At 70.4% G+C, this 980-nt stretch carries 1 protein-coding gene; it reads left to right on the top strand.

From position 1 onward, the window contains the following. Positions 1-15: 15 nt before the first annotated feature. On the top strand, positions 16-980 hold a 965-nt coding region (locus tag E4099_RS32405; protein ID WP_167828576.1), incomplete at its 3' end, for an acyltransferase domain-containing protein.

Raw genomic sequence — 980 nt, 5'->3', positions numbered from 1 at the left:
GTGCAGTTCGGGGGTATGGGGCGGGAGTTGTATGGGCGGTTCCCGGTGTTCGCGGGGGCGTTGGATGAGGTGTGTGGGGTGTTTGAGGGGGTGGTGCCGTTTTCGGTGCGGGAGGTGGTGTTGGGGTCCTCGGACGCCGGTGTGGATGTGGATGTGGATGGTACGGGGGTGGCGCAGCCGGCGTTGTTCGCGTTCGAGGTGGCGTTGTTTCGGTTGTGGGAGTCGTGGGGTCTGGTGCCTGATGGGGTGGCGGGGCATTCGTTGGGTGGGGTGGTGGCGGCGTATGTGGCGGGTGTGTTGTCGTTGCGGGACGCGGTGGCGTTGGTGGCGGCTCGTGGGCGGTTGATGGGCGCGCTGCCCGCCGGCGGCGCCATGGCGGCCGTGGGTGCCGCCGAGGAGCGGGTCGAGGCGTTACTGGCGGCCGCGCCCGCCGACTCGTTGGGCCGGTTGGAGATCGCGGCGGTCAACGGCCCGTCCAGCGTGGTGGTTTCCGGTCCCGAGGCGGCGGTGGGCTGGTTGGAGGAGCGGTGCCTCGCCCAGGGGTTGCGCTGTTCTCGGTTGCGGGTGAGTCATGCCTTCCATTCGGCGGCGATGGAGCCGATGTTGGCGGAGTTCGGTGAGGTGGTGCGGGGGTTGGAGTTCGGTGCTCCGGTGATTCCGCTGGTATCGGACACCTCGGGGGAGGTGTTGTCGGCTGAGCGGGTTGCGGATCCGGAGTACTGGGTGGGGCATGTGCGGCGGGCGGTGCGGTTCGCCGACGCGGTGGCCACCTTGCGGGGCGCGGGGATCACCGCGTTCGTGGAGCTGGGGCCGGACGCGGCACTGACCCCGATGATCGCCGAGATCACCGCCGATGACGAGGAGGTGGCGTGCATCGCCGCCCAGCACCGGGGCGGCGACCAGGCGGCTGACGTGCTCACCGCGTTGGGGCGGTTGTTCGCGCAGGGTGTGGCGGTGGACTGGGCGGGGTTGCTGGGGAG

The organism is Streptomyces palmae, assembly GCF_004684805.1.
GTDB classification, from domain to species: Bacteria; Actinomycetota; Actinomycetes; order Streptomycetales; family Streptomycetaceae; genus Streptomyces; species Streptomyces palmae.
Note: the sequence above shows the minus strand (reverse complement) of the source record. Positions and strands in the feature narration are given on the sequence as shown.